The sequence below is a fragment of the Leifsonia sp. GW821-FHT13C09 genome, assembly GCF_058806435.1.
In genome coordinates, this window is sequence record NZ_JBXAPS010000002.1 from 1 (window position 1) to 22,213 (window position 22,213).

Consider the following 22,213-nt stretch of genomic DNA (forward strand, 5'->3'; position numbering starts at 1 on the left):
GGACTCGAGGGAACCTAGACAGCTCCAACTCGACTACGGAGGTCTCTCCTACGTCAACAACGATCCGGGTCAGTACAGCTAGCCGGGTTAGAGGTCGACAGTCGCGGGGCCGTCGCCTTTGAAGTCTTCGTAGGACTGCAACACCGAATCGACGAGCGAGAAGGTATTGGTGTGCCCGTGAGAAGGCGGAAGCGCCGTCGCCCGCAACCTTGCGTGGTCGTATCGACCTTGGAGCGCAGACTCGTCGCCTGCAAGCGCTCCTTGATAGCCGGGGAGGAACTTGACGAGCTGAACGTCAGGACTAGTTCCCGGAGCCAAGTCCGCGAAATGGAGCAGCAGCCATAATTCGAAGTTGGGGGTGTTATCTACAAGCCGGACACCAGAAAGCTCGGAACTATCCGCCACGAGTTCAGCAACCCCGTCAGGTAGTCGATCGAACACGCACCAGACCTCGTCGTACGCCGCGCCCTGCTCGCGCGCGATTGTGGCGCGTTCACGGGCAAACCGGATGTTCTTGAGCGGATCGTCCGTGGGCATCGGTTCCAGGGCGATCGGATGGTGGTGCGTCTGTTGCTTGACCCACTGCACATACTCCTCATGAACAGGACGCTCATGCAGCACAAGAATGAACGACCTCGGTTCGCGACTAGGGGCCTTGCGAGCGAGGTCCTGGGCGGGGGGAATCACGGTTCGAGCTCACCCGTTTCATCCCAGAGATCCAAGAACGCGTGCTGATCGATACGAGGTATCGCTGCGTACTTCCCATTGAGATAGTTGCGGCTGAACACCTCGTTCCGGCGTGGACTGAACTCCGAGAGAGCACGTAGCTCGCTCGCGCCAGCAAAGTCTTTCTCTACAGGAGAATGGAATTGCAACCTCGCTTACCAAGGGCGTTAAGGTCCTCGAGCGCGTGCGTGCACTGTACCCGTCGGAGACGCTCACAAACTCCGACGAAACCAGCCCCCGGAACAAGAGCTCGGTAATCACGCTCCTCCAGGTCGACGGGAAGCGGCTGATGTTCACCGGAGACGCCGGCATCCCTTCGCTCGAGGCGGCAGCGGACGAGTATGAGGCACACGTCGGAGCATTCAGCGCATACCCGCTCGACTTGTTCCAGGCACCTCACCACGGAAGCCATCGCAACGTCGGCCCGGACATCCTCGACCGGATTCTCGGACCGATCGACCACGGGTTCCGGAAGACCGACGCCTACATCAGCAGCGCGAAGAACTCCGAGAAGCACCCTCACCGAAGGTCACCAACGCGCTGGGACGACGTGGCGCGGGAGTGTATGTCACCGAGGGGAAGACCATCGCCTACTGGTCGCCCGGAACGAAGCGGGACGGCTGGGGTCCGATCACCGGGATTGGCCCCCTGGAGGAAGACGATTAGCGGCTTCGACAGCTACACCCTGCAGGCGAGGACTGCGCCAGCAGTGGTGCTGATGTTGCCGCTGCTGCTATTCGTCCTCTACCTCGTCAACACGCCGTGGGTCGGGATTAGCATCCCGGCCCTCGGTGTCGTCGGCATCATCTCCGTCGCGAACGAACTCGTCCGAGGCAGAGGGCGACTTCTGCAGGAGCGCCTCGTCTCCGAGTGGGATGGGCTGCCGACGACGCGGGCGCTGCGTCACCGCGACAGCGGGGACACCGAATCGCGTCGACGGCTGCGCGAAGCGATCTGCCAGCTGACCGGTGAGGATCTCCCCACCGCTGCGGAGGAGACTTCCAACCCAGAGCAGGCAGACACCCGGTACCGCGGGGCAATCGATCTGGCGATCAGTGTGATCCGCCGGGATGGGATAGACGCGTCCCTCGTCCGACACGAGAACGCTCGGTACGGCTTCCGAAGAAACACCCGTGCCGTGAAGGGTGTTGCGGTCGGAGTCATACTCGCTGGATTGGCGGTCAACGCCGTCGTGCTGTTCTTCACCTCCGTCCCACTCGTAGGTCTCGTCGTCGTTCTCGGCCACATTGCGTTGCTGTTGTTCTGGGCGTTCGCAGTCAATGACAACTGGGTCAAGGTCCAAGCAGAGACGTTCAGCAACCAGTTCGCTCGAACTGCGATCACGACAGCTCGAGCTGCACGTCCCGCTCGCTAGTTCCCTGCGTCGATTGCGATGGCCGCCTCGAGAGGCGGCCATCATCGTTTCGCCACCACGACCGACCCGACGGCTAGAGGTTCAGCAGATTATCAAATCCGGCTGACGAGGATGTCGGAACTCTGTGACCGCCATTGTTCGGCGCGGCCGTGTCTCGTCCCGGAACACCGGCCCGCCCGACGCCATCGTCACCACGTTCCATGCACCAGTCTTCGTGCCCATTCGTCGAACCCTCCCGTCACGACAATGACGTCCGCGTAACCGGCAGCTCCGAGAATCGATTGCGCTGTGCGGGCTCGCGGCCCTGCTTTGCAGTAGAGGACGATGCGTCGTTCGAACGGTGTGCCGTCGATGGCAGCGTTTCGCCTGAGGCGGCTGAGCGGCACCAGCCGCGACTCGGGGATGTGTCCGGCGACCCACTCGTCCTGTTCTCGCACGTCGACGAGCTCGAACTCCGACCTCCCACCAGAGCGTTCCCGAAGCAGGTGCTCGAGTTCCGGGACGGTGATCGAGTCCACGTCATGGTCGGCTACGACTTCGGGGTTGCACGAGTCGGGGTCGTCGGCCAGACGCGCGGGGACGTGTCGTGCGGGGTCTCTGACAACGTGGAGTTCCCGCCAGGAGGCGTCCTTGAGGTCGAAGGTGGCGAGCCGTCCCAGTAGGGATCGCCCGGTACCCGTGATGAGCTTGACGGCCTCGGCGGCCATCATCGACCCCGCGACGCCGCAGAGCATGCCGAAGACGCCTGCTTCCCCGCACGACGGTGCTGACTCGGGTGGCGGCGAGTCGGGGAAGAGGTCGCGGTAGGTGGGGCCGTGCGCGCTCCAGAAGACGCTGACCTGCGCTTCGAATCGGAGGATGGAGCCCCACACGCAGGGCTTCCCGGTGATCTCCGCAGCGTCGGACACGAGGTATCGGGTCGCGAAGTTGTCGGCTCCGTCGATGACGAGGTCGTACTGCTCGAACAGCGCTCGCGCGTTCGCGGCCGTCAGACGGAATGGGTAGGTCTCGACCCGGACGAGCGGGTTGAGCGCTGCGATCGTGTCGCGTGCGGAGTCGACTTTGAGGCGGTGGACGTCGTCGGCGCTGTGGATGACCTGGCGCTGGAGGTTGCTCGTCTCGACGCGGTCGTCGTCGATGATGCCGAGTGTTCCCACGCCGGCGGCAGCCAAGTAGAGGAGGACGGAGGAGCCGAGTCCTCCGGCGCCGATGACGAACACGCGAGCGTTCTTCAGTCTGCGCTGGCCGAGGACTGCGATCTCGGGCAGCAGGATGTGCCTCGAATACCGGTCGTATTCGTCGGCCTCCAGTTCGGATGCGGGTTCGACGAGGGGCGTCATGCTGTCGCGGTCGGTCGTTGCGGTCACAGGTCGGGTCGGCCTTCCATCGACGAGGAGGCGAGCGCTCTGGTGCGGCGGGGGATACGCCCGGAGAGGGCGGCGAGCCGGCCTGCGATCACGGCGTGGCGGAAGGCGGTGGCCATGCCGACGGGGTCCTGGGCGCGGGTGACGGCGGTGGCCAGCAGGACGGCGTCGCAGCCGAGCTCCATCGCCAGGGCTGCGTCGGAGGCGGTGCCGATGCCGGCGTCGAGGACGATCGGGACGTTCGCGCGCTCGACGATCAGTGCGATGTTGTGCGGATTGAGGATGCCGAGGCCGGTGCCGATGGGCGCGCCGAGGGGCATGACCGCTGCGGCGCCGAGGTCCTCGAGCCGGCGTGCCAGAGCGGGGTCGTCGTTGGTGTAGGCGAACACGGTGAAGCCGCGCTGGACGAGTTCCTCGGTGGCGGAGGCCAGCTCGGCGCCGTCGGGCAGGAGGGTGTCCTCGTCCGCGATCACCTCCAGTTTGATCCAATCGGTCGCGAGCGCTTCCCTGGCGAGTTCAGCGGTGAGGACGGCCTCCCGGGCGGTCAGGCAGCCGGCGGTGTTCGGCAGAAGTCGGATGCCTTTGTCGGCGATCAGGCGGAACAGGGAGCCCTCGGCGGAGGGGTCATGCCGGCGCATCGCCACGGTGGTCAGCTGCGTGCCGGAGGCGGTCAGTGCCGCGCCGAGACCGGCATGGCTCGGGGCGCCGCCGGTGCCCATGATCAGGCGGGACGTGAACTCCACGCCATCGATTCGGAGAATGTCGGCGGGGAGGTTCTCGGTCTCCGGGGCCGCGTCCGGGCCGATCGTTTCCGTGAGCATGGTCATCCTCCCTGGGTCGCGCTGACGATCTCGATGATGTCTCCGTCGGCGAGCTCTTCGCCCGCCCAGCCGCTGCGCGGAATGACGGCGGAGTTGACCGCGACGGCGATGCCGAGTGGCGCTGCGCCGGAGGTCGCTCCCCCAGCGCCGACCCGGATGCCGGTGCGTTCCTCGACGAGGTCCGCGACCGACAGTGTCACCTCTCTCTCCTGCGGCTGGCCGTTGACGGTGATCGTGATCATGCGCGGATCCTTCCTGCGATGGTCCTGGGGCTGTTTCGAGTCGCGAATCGGTCGGGACGGATGTCGTCCCAACGCGGGTCGTGCTCCCCGTTGATGAGGTGGAGGCAGATGTCGGCGGCGATCGGGGCGAGCAGGACGCCGTGGCGGAAGAATCCAGTGGCGACGATCAGTCCCGGCACATCGGCGCCGTCTGGTCCGGTCATCCGGCCGAGCAGGGGGGCGTTGTCCGGTGTCGCCGGGCGGGCTCGCGCGGTCGCTTCGACCAGTTCCAGGTCGGCCACGGCAGGCAGGAGCTCCTGCGCATCGCGCAGGAGGCGATGGACGGCGCCGGCGGAGACTCCGGGCATCCCGTCCTCGCGCTGCGTCGCTCCGATGACGAGCGTTCCGTCGGAGCGTGGGACGAGGTAGACGCTCTCGCCGTGGACGAGGCCGCGCACGGTGGCCGAGAGCAGCGGCTGGAGGGCGACCGGAACACGTAACCGCAGGATGTCACCGAACACCGGTCGCAGCGGGAGGTGCAATCCGCCCGGAAGGGCTTCGAGCTCGTTTGCGCCGAGGCCGTTGGCGAGGACGACCTCCTCCGCCGAGACCTCCTCGTTCTCGGTCCGCACGCCGGTCACGCGCGAGTCCGGGTCTGCCGAATCCGCGTGGAGCAGCCCGACCACCCTCTCTCGCACGATGACGCCGCGGCCGGTTCGGATCAGATCGTCGACCAGGCGGGCTGCGAGGGTGCGCGGGTCGACCTGATGGTCGCCGCCGACAATGTAGGCGGACGTCACGCGTGGGCCGAGCAGGGGCTCCTGCGCTCGGGCGGCGCCTGTCGTCAGCCTCTGGACGTCGAGGTTCCAGCGACGGTGGGCGGAATGGAGGCCGGCCAACGCCTGCCGGTCGCCGGCATCGACCCCCACCAGCAGGGTCTCCGTCGGCAGATACCCGGTCGGTTCGCCGTTCGGGGAGAGCTCGCGGATGAACTCCGGGTACCGGGCGGCCGAGGCGAGCATGAGCGGGAGGAGGGCGTCCTCCTGGTAGTGGTACTCGCTCACCGGGGCGAGCATCCCGGCCGCGGCGAAGGTGGCGCCGCGGGCCGGCGCCGGGTCGAATAACCGGACGTTGCGGCCGGACCGGGCGATCCGCCAGGCGATGGCCAGGCCGATGATCCCGCCGCCGACGACCGCTACGTCGACGACGGTCCGGTCGGAGCGGCTCGCGGCCCCGGCTACGCTGACCTCATGTCCCTCGCCGCCGCACAGCTCTACCTCTGCACCGATGCCCGCACCCGTCAGGGCGACTTCGCCGACTTCGTGGGCGCCGCGTTCTCCGGAGGGGTCGACATCATCCAGTTGCGGGACAAGACCCTCGAGGGCGGCGAGGAGCTCGACGTCCTCACCGTCCTCGCCGAGGTCGCCGCCCGGCACGGGAAGCTCTGGTCGGTCAACGACCGCGCCGACATCGCCCTGGTCGCCCAGGCCCCGGTACTGCACCTCGGCCAGAAGGACCTGCCCGTCCCGGTCGCCCGGACCGTTGTCGGCGCGCAGACGGCGATCGGGCTCTCCACCCACAGCGTCGAGCAGATCGATGCCGCGATCGCCGCTGATGACCTGGACTATTTCTGCGTCGGCCCGGTCTGGGCGACGCCGACGAAGCCCGGCCGCGCCGGGGTCGGCCTCGACCTGGTCCGCTACGCGGCCGATTCTGCCTCGGCCCGGCCGTGGTTCGCGATCGGCGGCATCGACGAGACCACCATCGAGGAGGTCGTCGCCGCCGGGGCTGAGCGTGTGGTCGTGGTGCGGGCGATCACCGAGTCGGCTGCCCCCGCGGGCAGCGCCGGGCGTTTGCGCGCGGCGCTCCCGGTCCTCGCGCACCACGGCTAGGGCCGGGTGGAGGTGGGTGCGGGGAGGTAGACCTTCCCACCGGCCTCCGCGAACTCCGCGGACTTCGCCGCCATCCCGGCGACCCGCTGCTGCTCGGTGACGCCGCCGAACTGGTCGCGGATGTCCTGGGAGATCCGCATCGAGCAGAACTTCGGCCCGCACATCGAGCAGAAGTGCGCCGTCTTCGCCGGCTCGGCCGGCAGGGTCTCGTCGTGGAACGCCTCTGCCGTGACCGGGTCCAGCGACAGTGCGAACTGGTCGCGCCAGCGGAACTCGAACCGTGCTTTCGACAGCGCGTCGTCCCGCGCCTGCGCGCCCGGGTGGCCCTTGGCGAGGTCGGCGGCGTGGGCGGCGATCTTGTAAGTGATCACGCCGGTCTTCACGTCGTCCCGGTCCGGCAGGCCCAGGTGCTCCTTCGGGGTGACATAGCAGAGCATCGCGGTGCCATAACGGGCGATCTCGGTCGCCCCGATCGCGGAGGTGATGTGGTCGTAGCCGGGGGCGACGTCGGTCACCAACGGGCCGAGCGTGTAAAACGGGGCGCCGTCACAGAGCTCCTGCTGGCGTTCCACGTTCTCCCGCACCAGGTGGAACGGCACGTGCCCGGGGCCTTCCACCATGACCTGCACGTCGTACTGCCAGGCCCGCTTGGTCAGCTCGGCGAGGGTGTCCAGCTCGGCGAACTGGGCGGCGTCGTTCGCGTCCGCGATCGAGCCCGGCCGCAGCCCGTCGCCGAGGGAGAACGCGACGTCGTACCGGACGAAGATCTCGCACAGCTCGTCGAAGTGCGTGTAGAGGAAGTTCTCCTGGTGGTGGGCCAGGCACCAACCGGCCATGATCGACCCGCCACGTGAGACGATCCCCGTCACCCGCTCCGCCGTCAACGGCACATAGCGCAGCAGCACGCCGGCGTGGACGGTCATGTAGTCCACACCCTGCTCGCACTGCTCGATGACCGTGTCCCGGTACACCTCCCAGGTCAGCGCCGACGCATCCCCGTTCACCTTCTCCAGCGCCTGGTAGATCGGCACCGTGCCGATCGGGACCGGGGAGTTGCGGATGATCCACTCCCGGGTCGTGTGGATGTCATCGCCGGTGGAGAGGTCCATCACCGTGTCCGCACCCCACATGGTGGCCCACTGCAGCTTGGAGACCTCCTCGGCGATCGAGCTCGTCACCGCCGAGTTGCCGATGTTCGCGTTGATCTTCACCAGGAACGCCTTGCCGATGATCATCGGCTCCGACTCCGGGTGATTCACGTTGTTCGGGATGATCGCCCGGCCCGCCGCGACCTCCGACCGCACCAGCTCGACATCGCAGTTCTCCCGCAGCGCGACGAACCGCATCTCCGGGGTGATCACCCCATCGCGGGCGTAGCGCATCTGCGTGATCGTGCGCCCCGGCAGCCCCCGCCGCACCGGCGGCTTCGCACCACGCCACTCCGCTGACGCCTCACCCCGGCGCATCGCCGACCGGCCGTCGTCCTGGAGGTTGCGCTCGCGACCCTCGTAGACCTCCGTGTCGTCGCGGCCGACGATCCAGCCCTCGCGCAGCGGCGGCAACCCGACCACCGGGTCGCTGCCCGGCCCCTCGGTCCGATACACCGTCACCGGCGCGTTGGCCGTCCCGTCCGGCGACGGGTCCAACCCGATCCGGGAGACCGGCACATGAAGGTCGTGCTCCGTGTCGTGCAGGTAGGCCAGAGTGCGTGCAGATACGACAGAATCCATCGAGGAGACTCCTACTTCCTTCGCCGGCATTACCCGGACAGGTTCGAACGGTCGCAGGCCGCGTCAGCCCGATCTCAGCCCTTGCGAGGGCCCCCGTGTGGATGCACCGACCATAGCGCACGATCCCGGAACCCGTCGAACCGGACCTGCTAACGTCGCGCCATGACCCCCGGCGAGCACCCCATCCCCCGCGTGCTCAGCATCGCCGGCACCGACCCCACCGGCGGCGCCGGCATCCACGCCGACCTCAAAAGCATCGCCGCCAACGGCGGCTACGGCATGGCCGTCATCACCGCCCTCGTCGCCCAGAACACCACCGAAGTCCGCAGCATCCACACCCCACCCGCGGCGTTCCTCGCCGAGCAACTCGACGTGGTCAGCGACGACGTCACCATCGACGCCGTCAAGATCGGGATGCTCGGGACCGCCGAGAACGCACTGGTGGTCGTGACCTGGTTGGCGAAGACAGCGCCGCCGATCGTGGTGCTCGACCCCGTCCTCAAAGCCAGCACCGGCGGCACGCTGGGTCGCGACGACATCCCTCACGCCCTCCGCGACCTCCTCCCGCTGTGCAGCGTCGTCACACCCAATCTCGACGAACTTGCCGTCCTCACTGGCGAACCACGCGCGTCGACATTGGAGGCCGCGATCGCGCAGGCCCAGCGGCTTTCCGAACACTTCGCGGTCGCCGTCCTCGTCACCGGCGGCCACCTCGGCGGGCCCACCTCCCCCGACGCACTCGTCGACGCCCACGACACGCTCGGCACCGGCCGACCCGTCACCCGGACCACCACCCCGCGCGTCGCCACGGCGAACACACACGGCACCGGTTGCTCACTGTCGGCGGCGCTCGCCACGAACCGCGCACGCCTCGACGATTGGGGAACCGCGCTGAACGTCTCCAAGGAATGGCTGACAGCCAGCCTCCAGTCCGCAGACGACCTGGACGTTGGCCACGGCCCGGGCCCGCTCAACCACTTCAGCCACGCCTGGAAGCAGCTCCGCACGGCACCGGAACCCGTCAAGAATTGACGGGATTGTGTCCTCCATACTGAGGACACGACCCGTCAACCCTTAGTCTGGTGATCACCCAGGGATGCCCGGCCGCCGTGGAAACGCATTCGGCTCGGATACGTCTCAACCCGACACGGGCCGGCCGGCATCCCCAGGGCGCATCCCCGGTGCAAACCCGCTCGTCGGAGCGTATTTTGATGGCATGACCGAGGATCCGAGACGACTCACCAGGGATCGATCTTCCGCTCCTCCAGTGGTGCGATCTCACGTCGGGTAGAACTCGTCGACGGCCGGTTACCGCAGTCCGTCGACCTCCCCGCGGTCGGGAGATCTCGCGTACGAGATCACTACATCCTCGCGCTGAACGATCCGATACGACCCGTCTATCGCTGGCACGGGCAGCTCACGGTGAACTCCACGGCGTGAAACGACCGTGGTGGCGACTTCGCATTCGGTCTAAAGTTTGGATTGAAATCCCAATTCGGGGTTTCGCGTATTCACCACAACGGGAAAGCGGCCGCCATGTTTTTGCAGCGCAGCTACTCGGGGGAGCTCACACTGACGTTCAAGCACGACGATTTCATAGCGCTCTTGACCCGCTCCGCGGATCGAGGAATGACACCGGAGGCGTATGTGGAATCACTCGCGAGAGAGGCCTTTCGACATCCGCTAACTACGCGCGACGCCGAAGATCCGGAGCGAGATACAACGTCCTGATGCACACGCCGTCAAGCCCGGGGCTTGTGGAATCCGCGACACCGCATTCATATCCGGCTGACGAGGATGTCTGAGATCCGCGATCGCCACTGTTCGGCCCGGCTCACATCCGAGGAGCCCATCAACGCCGCGTTGAGGTCATGTAGCTCGCGATCCGTGAGCGTATCGAGGTCAGCGAATGCGACGCTGTTGAATGCGTCGTCGGGGAGAGCAAACGGCATAGCTCTAGCCTGGCCGAACAACAACTGGACCGCACTCCCTTATTCATGGGACTACGCATGATCCATGCACTGTTTCATACTTTAGAACGCCGAGCCCGCCGCAGCCGCGTGACTACATTTTGACTACAACTGAGTGAGATCACATGGGGTCTAATGAGATCACGGGAGATAACAAACCCGCGGAAAATCAACGGTTTTTGCTCCTACGGGGTCATATTAGGTCCTAGGATTTCGACTGAAAATCGAAAGGTCACCGGATCGATGCCGGTCGGAGCCACCAAGAAAAACCCCCGGTCATAAGCGGAATCCGGGGGTTTTTGGACATGCGGCTCCCCGCGGGGAACATCGCGGGCGCGATGGCGCATGTCGGGCTGCTGGGACTGGTCTTCGGCGCCTTCGCCCTGGCTCTGGTGCGACGACCGGCCGCGTCGGCCTCAAGTGCACCGGCCACGATCCGCTCCGGAACGGCATCGATGTGCCGAGCGCGCTCGTCACCCTGGGGACCTGCGTGGTCCTCGTCGTGCTCGCCCCGCTCGGCTTCCGACGGCGTGACACCGCCGCGTGACACGTGCCCACTCGAATTCTTTCAACGTCCGAGCCGAGAGCGTCCCCGTCCCCGAATGCCGACGCGAGCCGGGACCGCCCGGATCGCTATCACGAGGAGGATGCCCGCGACTGCGGACATGGCGACGGCGAGGGAGACCGGCGGCGACAGGTCGACGAGGAGGAGGAATCGGCGGGCGAGCGGGATCGTGAACACAAGGATCAGCCCGGATACCATCGCCGCGATGACGGCCAGCTTCGGAAGGGTGAGCGGGAGCGAGAGCACGGAAAGGACGACCAGCCCGACGACGCCGAGCAACAGCGTCGCGCCGGTGCGGAGCTCGTCCTCTCCCACACCGGCGGCCGTCGCGGTGAGGGTGAAGGCGAAGAGGATGCTGCCCACGGCGCACCCGGCGGGCACCGCGAACCGCAGCGAGCGCGCCAGGAAGCCACGCTCGTAACGCCGCAGGTTCGGGAGCAACGCGAGGAAGAACGCGGGCAGCCCGATAGTCAGGCCGTCCACGGCCGCGAGCTGCCGCGGCAGGAACGGGAACGCCAGCAGGAACACCCCCACGAGGAACGCCAGCCCCGTGGCATAGACCGTCTTCGTGAGAAACAGCATCGAGATCCGCTCGATATTCGCCATCACCTGGCGACCCTCCGCCACCACGGCCGGAAGGCCGGCGAACCGATCGTCGAGGAGCACCATCCTGGCCACGGCCTTGGTCGCATCGGTGGCCGTCGACATCGCGATGCCGAGGTCGGCCCGTTTGAGGGCGGGGATGTCGTTGACCCCGTCCCCGGTCATCGCGACCGTGCGGCCGGCAGCCTGCAGCGCGGCGGCGATGTCCCGCTTCTGGTCGGGCGTCACGCGGCCGAAGACGACGTGCTGCTCGACGAGCTCCACAATCCTCCGCGGCTCCTGCGGCAGCGCGCGGGCATCGAACCCGTCCTGCACCGGTAGCCCCGCCTCGCGCGCGATCGCGGCCACCGTGTCCGGGTCGTCACCGGACAGCACCCGGATGGCCACCCCTTCGCGGGCGAAGTAGGCCAGCGTGCCGGCAGCGTCGGACCGGACGCGCTCACGGAATGTCAGCAGCGCCACGGGCCGCAGGCTGGAGGGGAGGCGGCCACCCCCAGGCAGCGGCGCAACGGTGTGCGCGAGGGCGAGCGTCCGGCGGCCGGCCTCGGTCAGAGGGCGGGTGCGCTTTTCGAGACGCCCGTCCGGGAAGAGCACGTCCGCGCCACCGAGCACCCAGCTCCCGGGCGCCGCAACGTCGAAGGCGACGGCACTCCACTTCCGCGCCGAGGAGAACGCCACGCGCGCAACCGGGGCGACCGCAACCGGCGAACCGTATCGGTCGGCGAGGCCTCGCGCGGTCGCATTGGCATCGGCGGATGCGCCGAACCAGGCGAGCACCTCCCGCCACCCCGGCGGCAGGTCGGCTTCCGGCAGGAGGGGCAGTTCCTCATCGAGGCGCACGTCACCTTCGGTGAGGGTGCCCGTCTTGTCGAAGCACACGACATCGACGCGGGCGAGCACCTCGACGGCCGCGAGCTCCTGGACGAGTACATGCTCACGCGCCAGCCGAACCGCACCGACTGCGAACGCGATGCTCGTCATCAGCACCAGCCCCAGCGGGATCATGGCGACCACCGCCGCGATCGTGTACACCGCCGCGTCGCGCCAGCCCTCGCCGTGCAGCACGGCACGCCATCCGCCGGAGGCCGCAACCTGGGCGACGAACACGAGGACGCTCAGCGGACCGATCGTCCAAGCCACCCAGCGCAGGACGCGTTGGATCCCGGCGTGCAGTTCGCTCGACACCAGTGAGAAGCGGCGCGCCTGCTCGGCGAGCCCGTTGGCGAAGGTCTCCGCGCCCACCCGGTCGACACGGGCACGGCCCTCACCACCCACCACCACCGATCCGCCGAGAAGCCGGTCGCCGTCCCCCTTGGGCACCGCGTAGGACTCACCGGTCAGCAGGGACTCGTCGGTCTGAAGGCCGTCCGCGAAGACAACCCGCGCATCCGCCGCCACCCGGTCCCCGACCCGCAGCACCAGAAGGTCGTCCGCAACGACGTCCTCTGCAGCGAGGCGGACCTCGTGCCCGTCGCGCATTGCCCGGGCGGTCGACGCGACGGGCAGCGCGAGCCGGTCAAGCGCCGCTTTGGCCCGCAGTTCCTGCCATGACCCGATGACGATGTTCCCGGCCGCGGCCAGGCCGAACAAGGCATCCTGCCACCTCCCGATGACGAGAAGCACGACGAAACAGCCCGCGATGATCGCATTGAACAGGGTCAGGACGTTGGCGCGCACGATGCTCGCCACGCTCCGGCTGGTCCGCGGGCGGTAGCGGTTGGTGCGCCCCCCGGCTACGCGCTGGGCGACCTCCTGCGCGGTCAGCCCTGTCAGGGGGCGCCTCCCGAGCGCTCAGGCGCATCCCCCTGTTTCATCAGCCCCACCATGTTTCCTGCGGGGTCGCGGATCATGGCGAAGGTGCCGACACCCGGGACTGTCGTCGGCTCGACGAGACGGGACGCACCGAGCATCACCGCATCGGCGACCGCTTCCTCGAGGTCGTCGACTGCCACATAGATGGTGAAGTACGGGGGCATCCCGCCGCTGGTCTGCAGCACACCGCCCGCCAGCCCCTCCCCGGGAGCGAGCAGCCAGTACTCGGGACCGGAGGGCTGGACCTCCCAGCCGAGCAACCGCTCGTAGAACTCTGCGAGCGCAGCCCCGTCCGGAGCGCCGAACTCGAAGTGGATCACAGGATGCGTCACGATGCCCTGCCCTTCCGACTCTTCTGTCCGCTTAAGGCCACAGTGGCGGCCGGGAGTCCGCCAGGCCTAGGGCCGAAGGTCACGCGGAAAGGCCTTCAACCCTCCCGCGCCGCGGGGCGTAGGCTGCAGACCATTCCCGGGAAGCAGGTGGTCCGATGACGGAACCGAACTCTGTACCGGCCGGCGCCGTGGTGGTCGGCCACGACGGGTCGCATCATGCCGACCTGGCGCTCGCCGGTGCGATCCGATTCGCGGAGCTGTTCGCGGCGCCCCTCGTGATCGTGCGTGCGTGGCGCCTCGACGCGGATGTGCCCGCGTACACGCGGATCCTTGCGGCCGACCCGAACCTGCCCGACCTCGCCGTCGACATTCAGGCCTCCCTGGTCGACAACTGCACGCGACAGGTGGCCGAGCACCCGGGGTTGGCCGTCGAGTACCGCGCCGAACTCGGAGCCGCCGCCACCGTTCTGAGCGACCTCTCGGAGGGCGCCCGTCTGCTGGTGGTCGGCTCCCGCGGCCTCGGCGGACTCTCCGGGCTCCTGCTCGGATCGGTGACCGCGCGTTGCCTGCACCAGGCCGCGTGCCCGGTGCTCGTGGTGCGCGACGGCGAGAGGGAACACGAGGAGCGGGCTGGCGCGGCGTCTCCCGAAGCGGGGGCCGGGATGCGGCAGCTGACAGACGTGCAGCCGGGATCCGTGGTCGTCGGGCACGACGGTTCGCCGCAGAGCGACCGCGCCCTCGAGACCGCGCTGCAGTTCGCGATGGCGCTGCGTGCGCCGGTCGATGTCATCCGCTGCTGGACCATCGACGACCGGCCGCCAGGACTGCTCTGGCTGGACGGCTACGTCCCCTCCTTCGACGAGGCGTCGGAGACCGTGCGGACCCAGCTGGACGCTGACGTCTCGGGGATCGTCTCGCGGCATCCCGAGGTGTCGGTCCGGCGCATCGGGACGCTCGGCGACGCGGGCGAGACCCTGGCGCGGGTCGCCGCGGACGCCGCTCTGCTCGTCGTCGGCAGCCGAGGACGAGGCGGCTTCCGCAGCCTCCTGCTCGGTTCCGTCAGCGGCTACTGCGCGCACCGGGCCTCGTGCCCGACGGTCGTCGTGCCGCACACCCGCGAACCGCAGTGAGCGAGGCGATGCACGGCGGTAGCGCGACCCCGCCGCCCGGTGCACCCTCAGCTGCCGGCGGGTGGACGGTTGACGCCCTGACGATCACCGGATGCGGCGACGGATCCGGCCTGCCGAGAGCGCGGCACATACGATCGTGATGCCTGCGAGCGCGGCGACGATGAACCAGGTGGTCACCGCCCAGCCTCCCACCTGGAGGTCCAGTCCGTACGTGGCACGCAGCGAGGTACCCGCCCCCGGCACGCGAGTGGTGATCGCGGCCAGAGTCTGGCCCGAGAACTCCCGGCGCAGCAGCATCCCCGCCTGAGCGAACGGCAGGGCAGCTATCACGGAACCCACGTTGGCGGGGAAGGCCCCGATCGGGATGTACGCCGCGGCGATGAAGCCCAGCACCGTGCCCACGATCGTCGCGAGCCCGGAGAACGCGCCATTGCTGCGCACGAAGGAGACGATCAGTGCGGAGAGCGACGTGAAGGCGATGCAGGCGAGTACGACGATCAGCAGGCTCCGCAGGATGGCCGGCAGGCCCAGCCAGGTGCCGCGAAGGATTCCGAGATACAGGATGCTGACGACGAGGACGATCACCGACAGCACGATTGTGATCAGGACAGCCGACAGCAGGTAGCCGAGCACGAGTTCGCCGCGCCGGACGGGCGCGACGAGGAAATCGCGGAAACGCCCCGACTGGCCATCGTCGACGAGCACGGCGAGCGCGCCGAGCCCGGTCGTGACCGTTGTGATGAGGACGATGCCTGCGAACATCCAGCTGTCGACGAAGGCGTGCACATCGGACGTCGACGCTCCGGGAAGGGCGTTCTCAAGGCTGGCGGATTGCAGATTGCCCAGAAAGAGGGTGTATAGGACGAAGAGAATGAGAGGGCCTAGGAGCGAGAAGAACACATTCATGCGATCGCGGAAGAAAAGGCGCAGGTTGCGCCTCACGACCGCCCCGACGACAGTCATGCCGTGTCCTCCACCTCGGCGGATCGTCCGGTGAGCGCGAGGAACACGTCGTCCATCCGGCCGTGGCGGAACTCGAAATCGCGAACGCGGTCGCCATGGGAGGCGAGCACTGCGCGCGCGACGTCGGCCCCGGGGACGCCGATGACGACGACGTCGCCGTCACACTGCGGTTGGGGGTCTGCTCCGGCCGCTGCCGCGATCGCGATGAGCGGTCCCGGATCGCTCGTCGTGATCCGCAGGGTGCTTCGGCTGTATTGCACTCGCAGGCGCTCGGGGGTGTCGTTGGCGATGATGCGACCATCGTCGATGATGCATACGCGAGCGGCTTCCTCCGTCTCCTCCAGATAGTGCGTCGTCAAGAAGATCGTGAGGCCCCCACGGGCGCTCGACTCGTGCAGGGTCCGCCACACGAGCGCTCGGCTTGCGGGATCCAGCCCTGCGGTGGGCTCATCGAGAAACAACACGGCCGGGCCGTGCAAGAGGGCACGAGCGAGGTCGACACGACGCCGCTGACCCCCTGACAAGCGACCGTATCGCTGATCGAGGAACCCCTCGAGCCCGATGAGGTCGGCTAAATCGTCGATCCTCGTATCGATCGCGCTGCGTCCGACTCGCGAGAGCTGCCCGCGCAGACGGAGGTTCTCGCGGGACGTGAGCAATGGGTCGAGAATCGACTCCTGGAACACGACCCCGATCGACTCGCGCACCGCCTCGCCGTCGCGGCTCACATCGTGCCCGCCGACGACGACCGATCCGGCATCGAAGGGCAACACTGTCGTAAGACATCCGATCGTGGTCGACTTGCCTGCACCGTTCGTCCCGACGAAGGCGAACACCCCGCCATCGTCGACCGAGAACGAGATGTCGTCGATTGCGACCTTGTCGCGGTAACGCTTGGTCAGTCCGACGACTTCTATCACCGGGACGCCTCCGCTCACCCACACCGATCCTCTGAGAGGGGAGGGCGCCCGGGATGTCGGAGAATCGCGCGAAAGTGCTGAAGGCATCACGACGCACCCTCGACGAAATCATCGATCCCCACGACGTCGATGGCGCAGGTCCTTCGGCCCTTCCTGCTGCCCGTGGCCCGGACTTGGCTTACCTCATGACGATGTTGAGCGGTGCCGTCCGCCGGCCCACGATCCACAAGGATCCGAGCGGAATGCGCGTGCCCCCGAACCTGGTGGACTACGAGGCCGCCTGCCGTTCCTTCACCTGGGACGATGCGCGCAAGGCTCTGACCGGGTTGCCCGGTGGCGGCCTGAACATCGCGTACGAGGCCGTGGATCGTCACGCTGCATCACCGCACGCCACCAAGGATGCCCTCCGTTTCGTCCACCCCGACGGGACGGTCGACGCGGTGACCTACGCCGAGCTCGCTGAGCGGACCGACCGGTTCGCGAGCGTGCTGCGCGGGCTCGGGGTCGGACGCGGCGAGCGCGTGTTCTCGTTGCTCGGCCGCCGGCCCGAGCTGTACGTGGCCGTGTTCGGGACGTTGAAGAACGCCAGTGTCTTCTGCCCTCTGTTCTCCGCGTTCGGGCCGGAACCGGTGCGGCAGCGGATGCAACTCGGCAGCGCTCGCGTCCTGATCACCACACGCGCGTTCTACGCCAGGAAGGTCGCGCCGATCCGGTCCGAGCTCCCGACGCTGGAACACGTACTGCTGGTCGACGCGGAGGCCGGAGCGCAGCCACCCGAAGGCACCCTCGATCTCGCGGCACTGATGCTGGATGCACCGCCCGCCGCTCCCATCGCCCGGACCGACGACGACGACATGGCCCTATTGCACTTCACGAGCGGCACGACGGGCCTGCCGAAGGGGGCGGTGCACGTGCACGAGGCCGTGGTCGCCCACGCGTCGACCGGACTCTACGCGCTCGACCTGCATCCCGACGACGTGTTCTGGTGCACCGCGGACCCCGGGTGGGTGACGGGCATGTCGTATGGGGTCATCGCGCCGCTCGTGCACGGGGTGACGTCGATCGTCGACGAGGACGAGCTGGAGGCCGACCGCTGGTACGGCATCCTGGAGCAGCAGAAGGTGTCGGTCTGGTACACCGCCCCCACCGCGCTGCGGATGCTCATGAAAGCGGGGACCGATCGCGTGGGAGGGCACGACCTCTCGGCGCTCCGGTTCATCGCGAGCGTCGGCGAGCCTCTGAACCCGGAGGTGGTGGTCTGGGGCGTCGAGGCGTTCGGAATGCCGATCCACGACAACTGGTGGCAGACCGAGACCGGCGGCATCATGATCGCGAACTTCGCCGCGATGGATGTCCGGCCCGGCTCGATGGGGCGACCGCTCCCCGGTGTCACCGCCGCGCTCGTGCGCCGCGACGACCACGGGGCCGCCCTGGTGAAGGATGGCGAGGCTGTGCTGGTGACGGACCCGGACAGCGTGGGCGAACTCGCCCTGCGGCCGGGCTGGCCGTCGATGTTCCGCGGATACCTCGGCGAGCCGGAACGATACGCCCGGTGCTTCGTCGGGGGGTGGTATCTCACCGGCGACCTCGCCATGCGGGATGCCGACGGCTACTTCTGGTTCGTCGGCCGTGGGGACGACGTCATCAAATCCTCCGGCCATCTCATCGGCCCCTTCGAGGTCGAGAGCTCCCTCATGGAGCATCCTGCCGTCGCGGAGGCGGCCGTCATCGGCATCCCCGACCCGGTCGCGGGCGAAGTCGTGAAGGCGTTCGTCGAACTGCGCACCGGTTGGGAGCGCTCCGATGCGCTGAGGCTGGAGCTGATCGGGTTCGCCCGCAAGCGGCTCGGCCCCGCGGTGGCCCCGCGCGAACTCGAATTCGCCGAGGCGCTGCCGCGGACCCGGAGCGGCAAGATCCTGCGCCGCCTGCTCAAAGCCCGCGAACTGGGCCTCCCCGAAGGGGACACATCGACAGTCGAGGTACCACGATGACCACGTCCCGAACGAGCCGCAGCACCCGGACTGCCCGCGTCGCGGCTCCGGCCACGGCGCCGCTGCCGCCGGTCGACGCGAGCGCCGAGCTCGGCCGTCGACTCCTGAAGGACATGCTCCGGGTCAGACGTCTCGAGGAGAAGTGCGTCGAGCTGTACAGCGCGGCCAAGATCCGCGGCTTCATGCACGTCTACATCGGGGAGGAGGCCGTGGCGGCCGGCGTGCTGGCGACACTCGATCCCGAAGACGGCGTGGTGGCGACCTACCGCGAGCACGGTCACGCGCTGCTCAAGGGCGTCACCGCGCGCGCGATCCTCGCCGAGATGTACGGCCACATCGAAGGCTGCTGTCTCGGCCGCGGAGGCTCCATGCACCTGTTCGACGCGAAGACCCGGTTCTTCGGCGGCAACGCGATCGTCGCCGGCGGTCTTCCGCTCGCCGTCGGGCTCGCGCTGGCCGACAAGCTGGCCGGCCGTGGGCACGTCACGGTGTGCTTCTTCGGAGAGGGCGCCGTCGCCGAAGGCGAGTTCCACGAGGCGCTCAACCTCGCGGCGCTCTGGCAGCTGCCGGTGCTGTTCTGCTGCGAGAACAACCTCTACGCGATGGGCACCGCGCTCGACCGTTCCGAGTCGCAGACGGACATCGCGCTCAAAGCAGCCGCATACGAGATCCCCGCCTGGGCCGTCGATGGGATGGACGCCCTCGCGGTCGAGGCGACCGCCCGCCGCGCGCTCGACGCCGTGCGCTCCGGCGGCGGCCCGCACTTCCTCGAACTGCGCACCTACCGCTTCCGCGCGCACTCCATGTACGACCCGGAACTGTATCGCGACAAGTCAGAAGTCGAGGCGTGGATGAAGCACGACCCGATCGACGCCCTCCGATCCCGCCTCGTGGCGACTGGCGCGTTCTCCGACGACGACTGGGCCGGGCTGGAGAGGGAGGTCGCGGCGGAGATCGACGACGCGGTCGCCTTCGCGGAAGCCGGGACGCCCGAGCCTGTGGCCGACCTCACACGATTCGTCTACAGCGAGGCCGCCTCATGAAGACGACCTATCGCGAGGCCATGCGCGCGGCGATCCGCGAATCCCTCCAGCGCGACGACCGGGTGTTCCTCATGGGAGAGGACGTCGGCAAGTACGGCGGCTGCTTCGCGGTGAGCCTGGGGTTGCTGGACGAGTTCGGCCCGGACCGCATCCGGGACACCCCGTTGTCGGAGTCCGGGTTCGTCGGTGCGGGAATCGGCGCGGCCCTCGGCGGGATGCGGCCCATCGTCGAGATCATGACCGTCAACTTCAGCCTCCTGGCCCTGGACCAGATCGTGAACAACGCGGCGAGCATCCTGCACATGTCGGGCGGCCAGTTCAACGTGCCGGTCGTGTTCCGGATGACCACCGGCGCCGGACGCCAATTGGCCGCGCAGCACTCGCACAGTCTCGAAGGCTGGTACGCGCACATCCCGGGCCTGCGCATCCTCACTCCGGCGACGCTGGAGGACGCCCGCGGCATGCTCTGGACAGCGCTCCAGGACCCCGACCCGGTGCTGATCTTCGAGCACGGGTCGCTGTACCCGCGCAGCGGGGAGCTCGCCGACGACGCCGGCGCCGTCGACATCGTCAGTGCCGCCGTCCGCCGGCCCGGCTCCGACGTCACTCTCATCACCTACGGCGGCACGCTGCCGATGGTCCTGGGCGCGGCGGACCGGCTGGCCGCCGACGGGTTCGACCCGGAGGTGATCGATCTCCGCACGCTGAGGCCGCTCGACGAGGAGACGATCCTCGCCAGCGTGACCAAGACCCACCGCGCCGTCGTGATCGACGAAGGCTGGCGCAGCGGCAGCATCTCCGCGGAGCTGAGCGCCCGGATCACCGAGCACGCGTTCTACGAGCTGGACGCGCCCGTCGGTCGCGTCTGCAGCGCCGAGGTCCCCACGCCGTATGCGCATGATCTCGAGCAGGCGGCACTCCCGTCAGCCGACCGCGTTGTCGCCGCTGCGCGCGAGGCGGTCGGCCATGGGTGACTTCCTGATGCCCGCCCTGGGCGCCGACATGGAGCAGGGCACGCTCGTCGAGTGGCTGGTGAAGCCCGGGGACGCCGTCCACCGCGGTCAGCTCGTGGCCGCCGTCGACACCGACAAGTCCGTCATCGACGTTGAGACGTTCGAGGACGGCGTCGTGGCCGAACTCCTCGCCCAGGTCGGCGACGTGCTCCCTGTCGGCGCACCTCTGGCACGGATCACACCGACGCCGGCGTCCGCCGGAGCGACGAAGCCGACGACACCCGCGGCCGCTCCCCCGGCAGCGCCCGCCACCACCCCCGTCAGCCCGCCGGTCAGAAGGCTAGCGCAACGGCTCGGCGTGGACACCCGGTCCATCCGCGGCACTGGTCGCGGCGGCACCGTCACACACAAGGATGTGGAGCGGGCTGCGGGACCGGCACCGGCACGCACCCACCCGGCGACCGCGGCAGAAGTCGCGGCGCCGTCACGCGAGGCACGGCCGGCCAGGCAGCGCCGTTCGTCGCCGCGAGCGCGGAAGCTGGCCGCCGAGCGAGGCGTCGATCTGACCACCCTTTCGGGCACCGGTCCCGGCGGCGCCGTCATCGAGCGCGACCTCGTCGGCGCCGCGGCACCCTCGCCAGCGCCAGCGCCGGCGCCAGTGCCAGCGCCGGCGCCAGTGCCTGGGCCGGCGCATCAGCCGACGCCACGAGCTGCGACATCCACCGCGAAGCGGACCGCCGGGCTCCGTCGTGCGATCGGCGCGCTGATGGCCCGCTCCAAGAAGACCATCCCGCACTACTACCTCAGCACCACGATCGACCTCCGCGCAGCAATGGCCTGGATGACGGACGCCAACGCGGGTCGTCTCGCCTCCTCCCGGCTCGTGCCCGCGATCCTGCTGATGAAGGCGACAGCGGTGGCTGTGCGCGACGTCCCCGAGATGAACGGCTACGTCGTCGACGGCGAGTTCCAGCCCAGCACACCCATCCACCTCGGCGTAGTGGTGGCGCTCCGCGGAGGGGGCATCGTCGCGCCGGCGATCCTCGACGCCGACACGCTCAGCCTCGACGATCTGATGGCCCGGCTCCGCGACCTCGTAGCCCGCGCCAGGGCCGGGCGCCTGCAGCGCTCCGAGATGACCGAGGCCACCATCACCGTCACCAACCTCGGAGACCTCGGCGTCGACAGCGTCCTCGGCGTCATCTACCCGCCGCAGGTCGCCCTCGTCGGCTTCGGGCGCGTGACCGAGCAGCCCTGGGCGCACGACGGGATGGTGGGAACACGACCGGCCGTCGTCGCCACGCTCTCCGCCGACCACCGGGTCAGCGACGGCATGCGCGGAGCACGGTTCCTCGGCCGCATCGACGAATTGCTGCAGAGACCGGAGGAGTTATGAACCCGCAGGATGCCAAGGCCGCTGTGCAGGCGGCGTTCGCCGAGGTCGCACCCGACATCGCGCCGGACGAACTCATCGAGAGCGCCCGCTTGCGACAAGACCTAGAGATCGACTCCCTCGACTTCCTCCGACTGGTCGAACTGGTCGCCGAGTCGACCGGAGTCGACACCCCTGAAGACGATTACCGTCGACTCGAAACCGTCGGAGGCTTCGTCGACTACGTCGCCTCTCACGGACAGTGATGTCGAGCGGCACGTGATGCCGCCGAGTGTCAGGGTGCGTTCTCTTCAAAGCCGGATCCGTTGAGACGCCCCCAACTGCGCTCTCAGTCGAGGGGACCAAAGGCCCGCCGACTCACTGCGGGTCCGCATACTGTCGAGGACACGATGAGAGGTCAGTCAGAGGA

At 68.4% G+C, this 22,213-nt stretch carries 20 protein-coding genes and 1 riboswitch; of the genes, 9 read left to right on the top strand and 11 right to left on the bottom strand.

What is annotated here, in order from left to right:
* Nucleotides 1-87: 87 nt before the first annotated feature.
* Nucleotides 88-588, bottom strand: coding sequence for an RloB family protein (locus AC1ROW_RS08140; protein ID WP_493018380.1), 501 nt, complete (start codon nt 586-588; stop codon nt 88-90).
* Between the two features lie 322 nt (nt 589-910).
* Between AC1ROW_RS08140 and AC1ROW_RS08145 the strand changes: the two genes are divergently transcribed.
* Nucleotides 911-2,101, top strand: a complete 1,191-nt coding sequence (locus AC1ROW_RS08145) for a ComEC/Rec2 family competence protein (RefSeq protein ID WP_431348513.1) — start codon at nt 911-913, stop codon at nt 2,099-2,101.
* A gap of 188 nt (nt 2,102-2,289) precedes the next feature.
* On the opposite strand, the gene moeB is transcribed toward AC1ROW_RS08145, so the two are convergent.
* Genes moeB through thiO form a run of 4 tightly spaced genes read right to left on the bottom strand, consistent with a single transcriptional unit; the run spans nt 2,290 to nt 5,778 of the window.
* Nucleotides 2,290-3,441: a molybdopterin-synthase adenylyltransferase MoeB gene (gene moeB / locus AC1ROW_RS08150; RefSeq protein ID WP_431349458.1), complete on the bottom strand. Its 1,152-nt coding sequence runs from the start codon at nt 3,439-3,441 to the stop codon at nt 2,290-2,292.
* Nucleotides 3,442-3,464: 23 nt separating this feature from the next.
* The gene (locus AC1ROW_RS08155) at nt 3,465-4,286 is read right to left on the bottom strand and encodes a thiazole synthase (RefSeq protein WP_493018381.1); all 822 of its coding nucleotides are present in this window, start codon (nt 4,284-4,286) and stop codon (nt 3,465-3,467) included.
* Nucleotides 4,287-4,288: 2 nt separating this feature from the next.
* On the bottom strand, nt 4,289-4,528 hold the full coding sequence (gene thiS / locus AC1ROW_RS08160) for a sulfur carrier protein ThiS (RefSeq protein WP_431348512.1): 240 nt from the start codon (nt 4,526-4,528) through the stop codon (nt 4,289-4,291).
* Nucleotides 4,525-5,778, bottom strand: coding sequence for a glycine oxidase ThiO (gene thiO / locus AC1ROW_RS08165; protein WP_493018998.1), 1,254 nt, complete (start codon nt 5,776-5,778; stop codon nt 4,525-4,527). Before thiO ends, thiS begins: the two co-directional genes overlap by 4 nt.
* Between thiO and thiE the strand changes: the two genes are divergently transcribed.
* Nucleotides 5,758-6,399, top strand: a complete 642-nt coding sequence (gene thiE / locus AC1ROW_RS08170) for a thiamine phosphate synthase (RefSeq protein ID WP_493018382.1) — start codon at nt 5,758-5,760, stop codon at nt 6,397-6,399. The two genes, thiO and thiE, sit on opposite strands and share 21 nt — an antisense overlap.
* Here the strand turns inward: thiE and thiC are convergent.
* On the bottom strand, nt 6,396-8,129 hold the full coding sequence (thiC, locus tag AC1ROW_RS08175) for a phosphomethylpyrimidine synthase ThiC (protein WP_493018383.1): 1,734 nt from the start codon (nt 8,127-8,129) through the stop codon (nt 6,396-6,398). The two genes, thiE and thiC, sit on opposite strands and share 4 nt — an antisense overlap.
* A riboswitch (TPP riboswitch) is annotated at nt 8,128-8,236 on the bottom strand. Its footprint overlaps the gene before it by 2 nt.
* A 55-nt stretch (nt 8,237-8,291) precedes the next feature.
* On the opposite strand from thiC, the gene thiD reads away from it, so the two are divergent.
* Entirely contained in the window at nt 8,292-9,161 is an 870-nt protein-coding gene (thiD, locus tag AC1ROW_RS08180; protein ID WP_493018384.1) for a bifunctional hydroxymethylpyrimidine kinase/phosphomethylpyrimidine kinase, read from the top strand.
* A 746-nt stretch (nt 9,162-9,907) separates the two neighbouring features.
* Here thiD and AC1ROW_RS08185 read toward each other — a convergent pair.
* From AC1ROW_RS08185 to AC1ROW_RS08195, 3 genes are all read right to left on the bottom strand, one after another.
* The gene (locus tag AC1ROW_RS08185; RefSeq protein ID WP_493018385.1) at nt 9,908-10,081 is read right to left on the bottom strand and encodes a hypothetical protein; all 174 of its coding nucleotides are present in this window, start codon (nt 10,079-10,081) and stop codon (nt 9,908-9,910) included.
* Between the two features lie 586 nt (nt 10,082-10,667).
* Nucleotides 10,668-12,956 (bottom strand): HAD-IC family P-type ATPase, encoded by a 2,289-nt coding sequence (locus AC1ROW_RS08190; RefSeq protein WP_493018386.1) that lies wholly within the window; start codon nt 12,954-12,956, stop codon nt 10,668-10,670.
* An 80-nt stretch (nt 12,957-13,036) separates the two neighbouring features.
* Entirely contained in the window at nt 13,037-13,411 is a 375-nt protein-coding gene (locus AC1ROW_RS08195) for a VOC family protein (protein WP_493018387.1), read from the bottom strand.
* Between the two features lie 155 nt (nt 13,412-13,566).
* Between AC1ROW_RS08195 and AC1ROW_RS08200 the strand changes: the two genes are divergently transcribed.
* The gene (locus AC1ROW_RS08200) at nt 13,567-14,541 is read left to right on the top strand and encodes a universal stress protein (protein WP_493018388.1); all 975 of its coding nucleotides are present in this window, start codon (nt 13,567-13,569) and stop codon (nt 14,539-14,541) included.
* An 84-nt stretch (nt 14,542-14,625) separates the two neighbouring features.
* Here the strand turns inward: AC1ROW_RS08200 and AC1ROW_RS08205 are convergent, their stop codons facing one another.
* Both AC1ROW_RS08205 and AC1ROW_RS08210 read right to left on the bottom strand, forming a co-directional pair.
* A complete protein-coding gene (locus AC1ROW_RS08205; protein WP_493018389.1) occupies nt 14,626-15,504 on the bottom strand; it encodes an ABC transporter permease in 879 nt (292 codons plus the stop codon).
* Complete coding sequence (locus tag AC1ROW_RS08210; protein ID WP_493018390.1) at nt 15,501-16,442, bottom strand: ABC transporter ATP-binding protein; 942 nt, start codon at nt 16,440-16,442, stop codon at nt 15,501-15,503. The genes AC1ROW_RS08205 and AC1ROW_RS08210 overlap by 4 nt, the downstream gene beginning before the upstream one ends.
* A gap of 167 nt (nt 16,443-16,609) precedes the next feature.
* On the opposite strand from AC1ROW_RS08210, the gene acsA reads away from it, so the two are divergent.
* Genes acsA through AC1ROW_RS08235 form a run of 5 tightly spaced genes read left to right on the top strand, consistent with a single transcriptional unit; the run spans nt 16,610 to nt 22,049 of the window.
* Nucleotides 16,610-18,415: an acetate--CoA ligase gene (acsA, locus tag AC1ROW_RS08215; RefSeq protein ID WP_493018391.1), complete on the top strand. Its 1,806-nt coding sequence runs from the start codon at nt 16,610-16,612 to the stop codon at nt 18,413-18,415.
* Entirely contained in the window at nt 18,412-19,458 is a 1,047-nt protein-coding gene (pdhA, locus tag AC1ROW_RS08220; RefSeq protein WP_493018392.1) for a pyruvate dehydrogenase (acetyl-transferring) E1 component subunit alpha, read from the top strand. The genes acsA and pdhA overlap by 4 nt, the downstream gene beginning before the upstream one ends.
* Nucleotides 19,455-20,432: an alpha-ketoacid dehydrogenase subunit beta gene (locus tag AC1ROW_RS08225; RefSeq protein WP_493018393.1), complete on the top strand. Its 978-nt coding sequence runs from the start codon at nt 19,455-19,457 to the stop codon at nt 20,430-20,432. The genes pdhA and AC1ROW_RS08225 overlap by 4 nt, the downstream gene beginning before the upstream one ends.
* Nucleotides 20,425-21,807 (top strand): dihydrolipoamide acetyltransferase family protein, encoded by a 1,383-nt coding sequence (locus AC1ROW_RS08230; RefSeq protein WP_493018394.1) that lies wholly within the window; start codon nt 20,425-20,427, stop codon nt 21,805-21,807. Before AC1ROW_RS08225 ends, AC1ROW_RS08230 begins: the two co-directional genes overlap by 8 nt.
* Nucleotides 21,804-22,049 (top strand): acyl carrier protein, encoded by a 246-nt coding sequence (locus tag AC1ROW_RS08235; RefSeq protein ID WP_493018395.1) that lies wholly within the window; start codon nt 21,804-21,806, stop codon nt 22,047-22,049. The genes AC1ROW_RS08230 and AC1ROW_RS08235 overlap by 4 nt, the downstream gene beginning before the upstream one ends.
* Nucleotides 22,050-22,213: the final 164 nt, after the last annotated feature.

What these genes read in the sequence shown, in the direction of transcription:
- moeB (WP_431349458.1), bottom strand. Translation starts at nt 3,441, where the DNA reads ATGACGCCCCTCGTCGAACCCGCATCCGAACTGGAGGCCGACGAATAC.
- AC1ROW_RS08155 (WP_493018381.1), bottom strand. Translation starts at nt 4,286, where the DNA reads ATGCTCACGGAAACGATCGGCCCGGACGCGGCCCCGGAGACCGAGAAC.
- thiS (WP_431348512.1), bottom strand. Translation starts at nt 4,528, where the DNA reads ATGATCACGATCACCGTCAACGGCCAGCCGCAGGAGAGAGAGGTGACA.
- thiE (WP_493018382.1), top strand. Translation starts at nt 5,758, where the DNA reads ATGTCCCTCGCCGCCGCACAGCTCTACCTCTGCACCGATGCCCGCACC.
- thiC (WP_493018383.1), bottom strand. Translation starts at nt 8,129, where the DNA reads ATGGATTCTGTCGTATCTGCACGCACTCTGGCCTACCTGCACGACACG.
- thiD (WP_493018384.1), top strand. Translation starts at nt 8,292, where the DNA reads ATGACCCCCGGCGAGCACCCCATCCCCCGCGTGCTCAGCATCGCCGGC.
- AC1ROW_RS08185 (WP_493018385.1), bottom strand. Translation starts at nt 10,081, where the DNA reads ATGCCGTTTGCTCTCCCCGACGACGCATTCAACAGCGTCGCATTCGCT.
- AC1ROW_RS08200 (WP_493018388.1), top strand. Translation starts at nt 13,567, where the DNA reads ATGACGGAACCGAACTCTGTACCGGCCGGCGCCGTGGTGGTCGGCCAC.
- AC1ROW_RS08205 (WP_493018389.1), bottom strand. Translation starts at nt 15,504, where the DNA reads ATGACTGTCGTCGGGGCGGTCGTGAGGCGCAACCTGCGCCTTTTCTTC.
- acsA (WP_493018391.1), top strand. Translation starts at nt 16,610, where the DNA reads ATGACGATGTTGAGCGGTGCCGTCCGCCGGCCCACGATCCACAAGGAT.
- pdhA (WP_493018392.1), top strand. Translation starts at nt 18,412, where the DNA reads ATGACCACGTCCCGAACGAGCCGCAGCACCCGGACTGCCCGCGTCGCG.
- AC1ROW_RS08225 (WP_493018393.1), top strand. Translation starts at nt 19,455, where the DNA reads ATGAAGACGACCTATCGCGAGGCCATGCGCGCGGCGATCCGCGAATCC.
- AC1ROW_RS08230 (WP_493018394.1), top strand. Translation starts at nt 20,425, where the DNA reads ATGGGTGACTTCCTGATGCCCGCCCTGGGCGCCGACATGGAGCAGGGC.
- AC1ROW_RS08235 (WP_493018395.1), top strand. Translation starts at nt 21,804, where the DNA reads ATGAACCCGCAGGATGCCAAGGCCGCTGTGCAGGCGGCGTTCGCCGAG.